Source organism: Deinococcus sp., from assembly GCF_025362455.1.
In the GTDB taxonomy this organism is placed as follows: domain Bacteria; phylum Deinococcota; class Deinococci; order Deinococcales; family Deinococcaceae; genus Deinococcus.
The window spans coordinates 1-8,455 of the sequence record NZ_JANYGJ010000257.1 but is presented as its reverse complement, the minus strand read 5'-3'; the positions used below and the strand labels follow the sequence as shown (position 1 = coordinate 8,455).

Here is an 8,455-nt window from a genome sequence, read left to right as displayed (position 1 = left end):
GCTCGGCGCCGTACCCTGGATGCACAGTGAATCACGCATTCGTGGACGGCAGTTATGACGAGGACCTGCTCGGTACGGGCGGCGCCGGGCGCGGGGGCTTCGGCATCGTGCTGCTGGTGCCGGATCAGGAGCCGCAGTACCTCTACGGGCGCCTGGAGATCAGCGACAACAACGCCACCGAACTCAGGGCAGTGGTCGAGGCGCTCAGGCACGCGCCGCCGGGCCAGCCGCTGACGGTGCATACCGACAACCTGAACGTCATGTCGGCCATCCGGCACGGCAGCCGCAGCGCCGCCCAGCACCAGGAGGCCGTGCGGGTGCGCGAGGAAGCCGAGGCCCAGGGCATCGAGCTGCGTCTGGAACGGGCCAGGCGCGAGCGGCGGCACATGCAGCTCGCGCACACCCTAGCCAACGACGCCCGGCTGGAGCGCTCTACCGTCTTGCCGCAGGGCCACCACGCCGAGGTCAACCTGACCCACGCGCCCTGGCGCGACTCGGCGGTGGTGACGCTGCGCCGGGCCGGTGAGCGCATCAGCGCCCAGGTGCCGCAAACCGTCGGCGACCCGCTGGCCCGCAGCGTCCGTGCCCTGATTACGGCGGTGGGCCTGGCCCGGCCCGGCGAGACGCTGGTGGTGACCCACGCCTCGCGCCTGGCCGCCGCCCTGTGGGAGAAACCCCACCGTGCCCTGCCCGGCGCCGCCCAGGACGCGGTGCAGAGCGCGAAAGCCCAGGCCGGAACCCGCGAGATTCAGGTGATCTTCGAGCGGCTGGAAGGCCACGCTTAGAGCAGATGTCATAAAAAGGGTCTTTTTATGACCGAGCGGAGCGAGTAGTTTTGACTGAGCAGGACGCAGAATGGAGGCGCGGGGAGGCTGTTTTCTCCGTGGCGTAATTCGGAGTACTGCTCTAGACGAACCTCTGCTGCTCTCATGATATTCCCATAAATCACGCCGCGCACTCATTAATCCTGCCCTGAAGGTCAACAACTTTGCAGCGAAACGGCGCGTCGAACCCTGTCACATCTCGAAATAGCCGCACAGTGCTGCGCCTGTAATTCCTTCATTTCTGACTGAATAGCCCCCTTTATCAGGGCCGCGTCAGCCAGTGCATGCAAGCTGATCGAAATTGTGCGATCAAACTGCGCCAATTCAAGCGGGCACTGAACAAATGTGGGCCGACCACTTTGTCCGGAAGAACCGGACGCTTAAACTATGAGAACTTAAGGAGAGCGCATGAGTACAGCACCTGTCCGCATCGACCACCAAGGCCGCCAGCTCAGGCTCTGGCACGGCGAAGAGTGCCAGGTCAGCACCTTGCGCTCGGACCGCTTCACTACGCCCAGCCGCCTGTTCGGGCTCAGGCCGGGCCGCGAGACCGAACGGTGGCAATTCTCCAGCGGCGCCACCGTACAGGTCAGCCGTGGCCTGCCCAGCGAGCCCTGGCAATTCGACTGGCTGCGGCCTGCACCGAATCAGGTGCGCAACGGCGAAATCAGCATCTGAGGAACAAATCTCAAGTGAGTGGTAACACAACTGGGACGCTTTTGAATCGGCGTCCCAGCATTCATCGGTCGCTCAGATCAGGACGGCTCAGCTTCCGGCAGCGGCGTGTGCGGGTCAAAGCCGTCCGGCTGGCCGTCTTCGGGCTTGAGCAGCGGAAACAGCAGCACGTCGCGGATGCTGCTCTTGTCGGTCAGCAGCATGGTCAGGCGGTCGATGCCCATGCCCATACCGGCGGTGGGCGGCATGCCGTATTCGAGCGCCAGCAGAAAGTCCTCGTCCTGCTCGTGGGCCTCGTCGTCTCCGGCGTCGCGCCGAACCGTCTGGGCCTCGAAGCGCTCACGCTGCACCAGGGCGTCGTTGAGCTCGGAATAGATCGGCGCCAGCTCGAACCCGGCCACGTACAGATCGGCGCGTTCGGCCAGGCCGGGGCGGCTGCGGTGCGCCTTGACCAGCGGGCTGATGACCAGCGGCATATCGACCAGAAAGGTCGGGTGAATCAGCGTCGGCTCCACGTACTCGCCGCCGAGCTTGTCGAGCAGTTTATAGTCCGGCACCTTGCGAAATTCGGGGTGCCTGGCGTCGCTCCAGGCGCGAAGTTGGGCCAGATTCAGCGGATCGAAGTCGAGCCCAGCGGCGTCCTTCAGGGCCGTGACGAAATCCAGACGCCTGAACGGCAAGCTGAAATCCACACTCCGGCCCTGGTACTGGATGACCGGCGTGCCGTGCAGCTCCACGACCAGGCCGTGCAGCATGGTTTCGACCAGTGCCATCATGCCGTTGTAGTCGTCGTAGGCGAAGTACGCTTCCAGCATGGTGAATTCCGGGTTATGGGTGCGGTCCACGCCCTCGTTGCGGTAATTGCGGCCAATCTCGTAGACCTTCTCGAAACCGCCGACCAGCAGCCGCTTGAGGTACAGCTCCAGGCTGATCCGCATCGAAAACTCGTGTGACAGGGCGTTGTGAAAGGTCTTGAAGGGTTTAGCCTCGGTGCCGCCGGGCACGGTCTGAAGCGTGGGGCCTTCGACCTCCATGAAGCCTTTGTCGTCGAAAAAGCGCCGGATGCCGCGCACGATCTTCGAGCGGGTCCGGTAGGTTTCGCGGCTCTGAGGGTTAATCATCAGGTCCACGTAGCGGCGCCGTGCCCGCAACTCCTCGTCCTGAAGGCCGTGAAACTTGCTGGGCAGCGGGTGCAGGCTCTTGACCAGCGGCGTCCAGCTCTGGACTTCGATGGTCAGTTGCCCGGTCTTGGTAATAAACGCAAAGCCCTTCACGCCGATGATGTCGCCCACGTCGATCTTCTTGGTGGCCGCAAACTGTTCGGTGGTCTTCTTGCCGAAGTAGAGCTGAATGGTGCCGCTCTCGTCTTGCAGGTCCATGAAGGCCGCGCCGCCCATGTGGCGCAGCAGCATCACCCGCCCGGCCAGGCTATAGGTTTCGGCCTCCCACCTGTCACCGATTTCACCGCTGGGGTGCGCGGCCAACACCTCGGCGGCGTGATGGGTCTGGGGGTAGCTGTAGGGATAGGCTTCAAAGCCCGCCTCGACCAGAGCGGAGAGGTTGCTCAGCCGGGCGACGGTCTGCTCGTGAAGGTGGCGCGGTGGCTGATCGTTGGAGTCGGGATTGACTGAATCGTCGGCTGACATAACCTCCAGTATAGGTTTTCCGGGGCAGGGCACGAACCGGCTCAGTTTGCACGGCGTAGCCAGGCAATTCCTTCCGGCTCATGCTGCCGGACGCGCCTGTGCCGCCGTGAGCTCCGGAACAGAGCACAAGATTTGACTTATGCTCCGCACATGACCTCTCCCTTCAGCCGCCCACCGGACGACCTGGGCCTGGGCCGGGTGGTGAGCGAGGAATCGGGCGAACGCTACCTCAACAAAGACGGAACGTTCAACGTCGAGCGCCGGGGCCTGGGCTGGCAGGCTATCAGCGTCTACGGTGCGCTGCTGACCGCGCCGTGGTGGCTGTTTTTCCTGAGCATGGGTGGGCTGTACCTGGCGCTCAATGCCCTCTTCGGGCTGGCCTATTTCAGCATGGGCGCGGGCGCCCTGAGTGAGCTGCCCCGGCTGGGCGAGGCCCGCTACCTGGCCTGCTTTTTTTTCAGCGTGCAGACCTTCGGGACCATCGGCTACGGGCACGTCTATCCGGTGTCGCTGGCCGCCGAGCTGACCGTGACACTCGAAGCCTTCGTCAGCCTGCTGGGCGTGGCGCTGGCGACGGGGGTGCTGTTCGCCCGCTTTTCGCGCCCCCAGAGCCGCATCCTGTTCAGCCACTGGGCGGTGGTCGCGCCGTTTGAAGGCGGCCAGGCGCTGATGTTCCGGCTGGTCAACGGGCGGCGCAGCCAACTGATGAACGCCCGCATCGAGGTGGTGCATACCCAGTTCACGGCGCCCAAAGCCCAGACGGCGCCCGAAACCCAAACGCCGGAAACCCAGACCCCCGAAGCTCAGACCCCCGAAGCTCAGACGCCGCCCGGCCAGGGCGCCCCGGCACTTACCGCACAGCGGCGCAAACGCAGCTTCACGCCGCTGGAGCTGGAACGCGCGCAGGTCACGCTCTTTCCGCTGGCCTGGACCATCGTTCACCCGATCACGCCACAGAGTCCGTACTGGGGCGCCACCCCGCAATCGCTGCGCGACCACGACGCCGAGATTCTGGTGCTGTTCTCGGCGCTCGACGAGGCCGTGCAGCAGACCATCCACGCCCGCAGTTCCTACAAGGCCCATGAACTCAGGTGGCACCACCGCTTCAGCGACCTGTTTCGCCGCAGCCCGGCAGGCGAGCTGTACGTGGACATCGCGCACCTGAGTGGCACCGAGGCCACCCCACCTGTAAAGACGCCCAGCCGGTAGCCCCGTCGCTGGCCCCGTCGCTGGCTCATATCGGCTGTTACCGCGCCGGGACCGCCGAAGTCGGGGTGCCCAGAGGGTACACTCTGGCTATTCATGGCCCAGGTTTCCCGCTATTACGATGTCGTGCGCGGCCCCGACGGACACCGCTACCTCAGCGTGCGCGTCACCGGGTTCTCGCTGCTGCATATTCCGCTGCTCAACAAATCCACCGGCTTTACCCCCGACGAGCGGCGACTGCTGAAATTAGAGGGCCTGGTGCCGCCGCACACCTCCACCTTCGAGGAGCAAAAGGAGCGCACCTTCCGGCGCTACCGCCAGCAGGTCAGCGACCTAGACAAGCACGAGTTCATGCGTGCCCTGCAAGACCGCAACGAGGTGCTGTTCTACGGCATCCTGGCCGATCACTTAGAGGAGCTGCTGCCGATCCTCTACACGCCCACGGTGGGCGAGGCGGTGCGGGTCTTTAGCCACATCTACCGCTATCCGCGTGGGCTGTCGGTCAGCACCCAGGACGTCAGCCGGGTCGACGAGATGCTGCAAAACGTCCCGCTCGACGACGTGCGAATGATCGTCGCCACCGATTCGAGCGCCATTCTGGGCATCGGCGATCAGGGTTTCGGGGGCATGGCCATCTCCATTGGCAAGCTCAGCCTCTACACGGCGGCGGGCGGCGTAGGGCCGGATAAAACGCTGCCCGTCGAGCTGGACGTGGGCACCAACCGCCAGGACCTGATCGACGATCCGCTATACCTGGGCGTGCATCACACCCGGCTGACCGGCACCGCCTACGACGAGTTTCTGGACCACTTTGTGGAAGCCGTCTCGGCGAGGTATCCCAAGGCGATCATCCAGTGGGAGGATTTTGCGCGCGGCACCGCCTTTCATGTGCTGGGCCGCTACCGCAAGGTCATTCCCAGCTTCAACGACGACATCCAGGGCACCGGGGCGATGGCGCTTTCGGGCCTCATCAGCGCCGCCAGACTCAAGGGCGAGCGTTTTCAGGACCAGGTGTTCGTGATCGTCGGCGCCGGGGCGGGCGGCATCGGCGTGGCGGGCATGATCCGTTCGGGCCTGGTGCGCGCCGGTCTGACTCCAGCACAGGCCGCCAGCCGGGTCTACGTGGTGGACCGCGCCGGGCTGCTGATGCACGGGCAGCACTTGGAGGACCACCAGCTCAGCTTCGCCAAAACCCACGACGACGTGGCGCACTGGCCGGTTCAGGCCCAGCTCACGGCGGGCGAGTGGCCCAGCCTGCTCGAAACCGTCAAGTATTCGGGCGCCACCGCGCTACTGGGCCTGTCGGGCGTGCCGGGGCTGTTCGGCCACGCCATCATCGAGGCGCTGCACGGCAATGCGGCCCGGCCCATCGTCTTTCCACTGTCCAACCCCACCGCCCATGTGGAAGTTCAGCCCGAAGACGCCCTGCGGTGGACGAACGGCGCCGCCATCGTCGCGTCCGGCAGCCCCTTTGCCGACGTTCACCTGAACGGCAAGGCCCACCCCATCGGCCAGGGCAACAACGCCTTTATCTTTCCGGGGCTGGGCTTCGGCGCCATCATCAGCCGGGCACGCGAGATCACCGACGGCATGATTATGGCCGCCGCCGAAACCCTGGCCGACGAGACGGCGGCGCACGGCGGGCGGGTCTACCCACCCATCGACTGCATCAGGGACGTGTCGGTGAAGGTGGCGGTGCGGGTGGCCCGGCAGGCCATTTTTGAAGGCGTGGCCGCCGAGCGCCGGGTGCGCAACCTGACCGAAGCCGAGCTGGCCGAGTTCGTGCAGCGGCGCTTCTGGCAGCCCAAATACCTGCCGCTGCGGCTGGCGGCGGACGGGAAGATGGAGTTGTGAGGCGCGGAGCGCCGCCTGTGGCGCGTGGCTTGCGGCTTATGGCTTGTAGCTTGTGAGAAAAGATTTGGAAGTGGGGAACAGGCATGGCGGGAAGGCTGAGCGTTGGCGGTGCTGACCCGACCTGGGCCGTGATGGGCCGCTACTCGTCATCCTGGGCGCCGCCTGAACCCGGCTCTGTTTTCGACCAGCCACTTTTCATTTGACAGTTATTTGCCGCTTTTGGCTTGACATTCGTAAAATTCCGGCGCTACACTTTCCAAATGACTGCCTCCGACCCGCACGGCCCCCAGACTGCTCCGCCAGGAACGGTCACGCTGCCCGCCCGTTCCTGGGCCATCATCGACTCGACGCTGCGCGAGGGTGAGCAGTTCGCACGCGGCAACTTCAAGACGGACGACAAGATTGAGGTGGCGCGTGCCCTCGACGCCTTCGGGGCCGAGTACATCGAGCTGACGACGCCGATGGTGAGCGCTCAGACGGCGGCTGACATCCGCAAGCTGGCCGGGCTGGGCCTGCGGGCCAAGCTGCTGACCCACGTGCGCTGCCACATGGAGGACGTGCAGCGGGCAGTCGACCTCGGTGTGGACGGGCTGGACCTGCTGTTCGGCACCTCCAGCTTTCTGCGCGAGTTCAGTCACGGCAAGAACATCGGCCAGATCATCGAATCGGCCCAGAAGGTGATCGGCTGGCTCAAGACCAACCATCCCGATCTGGAGTTGCGCTTCTCCGCCGAGGACACCTTCCGCTCGCAGGAGGCCGATCTGATGGCGGTCTACAAGGCCGTCAGCGACCTGGGCGTCCACCGGGTCGGCCTGGCCGATACCGTCGGCGTCGCCACGCCCCGGCAGGTCTATACCCTGGTGCGCGAGGTCCGCAAGGTCATTCACGCGCAGTGCGGCATCGAGTTTCACGGCCACAACGACACCGGCTGCGCGGTCAGCAACGCCTACGAGGCCGTCGAGGCGGGCGCCACGCATATCGACACCACCATTCTGGGCATCGGCGAGCGCAACGGGATCACGCCGCTGGGCGGCTTCCTGGCGCGGATGTTCACCTTCGATCCGCAGGGCCTGATGGCCAAGTACAACCTGGAAATGCTGCCGGACCTCGACCACATGATCGCCCGGATGGTCGGCCTGCCGATTCCCTGGAACAACTACCTGACCGGCGAATTCGCCTACAACCACAAGGCCGGAATGCACCTCAAGGCCATCTACCTGAATCCCGGCGCCTACGAGGCCATTCCGCCGGAGGTCTTCGGTGTGGGGCGCACCATCCAGGCCGCCAGCAAGGTCACCGGCAAGCACGCCATCTTGCACAAGGCGCGGGAAATGGGCCTGCATTACGGCGAGGACGCCCTGCGCCGCGTCACCGACCACATCAAGGCCCTGGCCGAACAGGGCGAGCTGGACGACGCGCATCTGGAGCAGGTGCTGCGGGAGTGGGTGAGCGCGTAGGGCGGCTTGTGGCGCGTGGGCAGGGCGGAAGTGGGTCGTGGGGAGTGGGAAAAGTAAGGGCGCGGGAAGGGCGATACGGGCAAGCACTGAACACCAATGTCCAAATGCCGGAAAATAAAGACATGACAAGCTTCTCCACCGCCTACCGCGTGCTCTCCCCTGCTGACGTGTTGGGCGGTAAGACCGTCACCGTCTTTCCAGATGCGTCGGGCGACCTTCAGGCCCGCGCTGGTGCTGCTGGAACGCCGCTGAGCGTGTTCGTCGAACAACTGGACGGCCTCAGCGCCCATCTGCGCGTCTTCACGCCTACTCGCGACAAGGGCGAGAGCGACAGCGCCGCGCTGGCCGCCCTGAGCTGGCTATTTGGGCAGGGTCAGATTGCCGACGTGGCGAGCGTCTGGATGAAGGGCCAGGAGGTTCCGGCTCAACTGTGCGGCGGCGAATGGTTACTATTACAAGGCGACGTGAGCATGAAGGCGGTGCCAGACGAAGACTTCAGCTCACTCGGCTTCACCCCGTCCAGCGTTCAGATCGCGCAGACCCAGCGGCCCAACCTCCTGCTCCAGATCGGCAGCCTGGCTGAGCTAGACGCCTTACAGCTCGACATGGACGCCGTGCGCGAAGTGGGAGAGCGAACCGGCACCACCGGCCTGGTCGTCTACACGTTGGATGCGGGCCGGGCCGACGTGGCCTTCCGGGCCTTCGGACCGCTGAGGGGCTTTGACGAGGACGCCGCCAGCAGCAACATGTTCGCCTGCCTGGTTGGGGCGCTGAGCGTGCGCCGAGCGCTGCC

At 65.1% G+C, this 8,455-nt stretch carries 7 protein-coding genes; 6 read left to right on the top strand and 1 reads right to left on the bottom strand.

The window, feature by feature from the left end; all coding sequences use genetic code 11:
- Positions 1-26 precede the first annotated feature (26 nt).
- Positions 27-785, top strand: coding sequence for an RNase H family protein (locus Q0R23_RS17700; RefSeq protein ID WP_293915201.1), 759 nt, complete (start codon positions 27-29; stop codon positions 783-785).
- Positions 786-1,232: 447 nt separating this feature from the next.
- Positions 1,233-1,502: a hypothetical protein gene (locus Q0R23_RS17695; RefSeq protein WP_293915199.1), complete on the top strand. Its 270-nt coding sequence runs from the start codon at positions 1,233-1,235 to the stop codon at positions 1,500-1,502.
- Positions 1,503-1,579: 77 nt separating this feature from the next.
- Here the strand turns inward: Q0R23_RS17695 and lysS (Q0R23_RS17690) are convergent, their stop codons facing one another.
- Positions 1,580-3,145: a lysine--tRNA ligase gene (gene lysS / locus Q0R23_RS17690; protein WP_293915197.1), complete on the bottom strand. Its 1,566-nt coding sequence runs from the start codon at positions 3,143-3,145 to the stop codon at positions 1,580-1,582.
- A gap of 150 nt (positions 3,146-3,295) precedes the next feature.
- On the opposite strand from lysS (Q0R23_RS17690), the gene Q0R23_RS17685 reads away from it, so the two are divergent.
- The 4 genes from Q0R23_RS17685 to Q0R23_RS17670 all read left to right on the top strand — a co-directional run.
- Positions 3,296-4,354, top strand: a complete 1,059-nt coding sequence (locus Q0R23_RS17685) for an ion channel (protein ID WP_293915196.1) — start codon at positions 3,296-3,298, stop codon at positions 4,352-4,354.
- Positions 4,355-4,447: 93 nt separating this feature from the next.
- Positions 4,448-6,205: an NAD-dependent malic enzyme gene (locus Q0R23_RS17680; protein ID WP_293915195.1), complete on the top strand. Its 1,758-nt coding sequence runs from the start codon at positions 4,448-4,450 to the stop codon at positions 6,203-6,205.
- A gap of 260 nt (positions 6,206-6,465) precedes the next feature.
- Positions 6,466-7,662, top strand: coding sequence for a homocitrate synthase (lysS, locus tag Q0R23_RS17675; RefSeq protein ID WP_293915193.1), 1,197 nt, complete (start codon positions 6,466-6,468; stop codon positions 7,660-7,662).
- 122 nt (positions 7,663-7,784) lie between these two features.
- On the top strand, positions 7,785-8,455 hold a 671-nt coding region (locus Q0R23_RS17670; RefSeq protein ID WP_293915192.1), incomplete at its 3' end, for a PhzF family phenazine biosynthesis protein.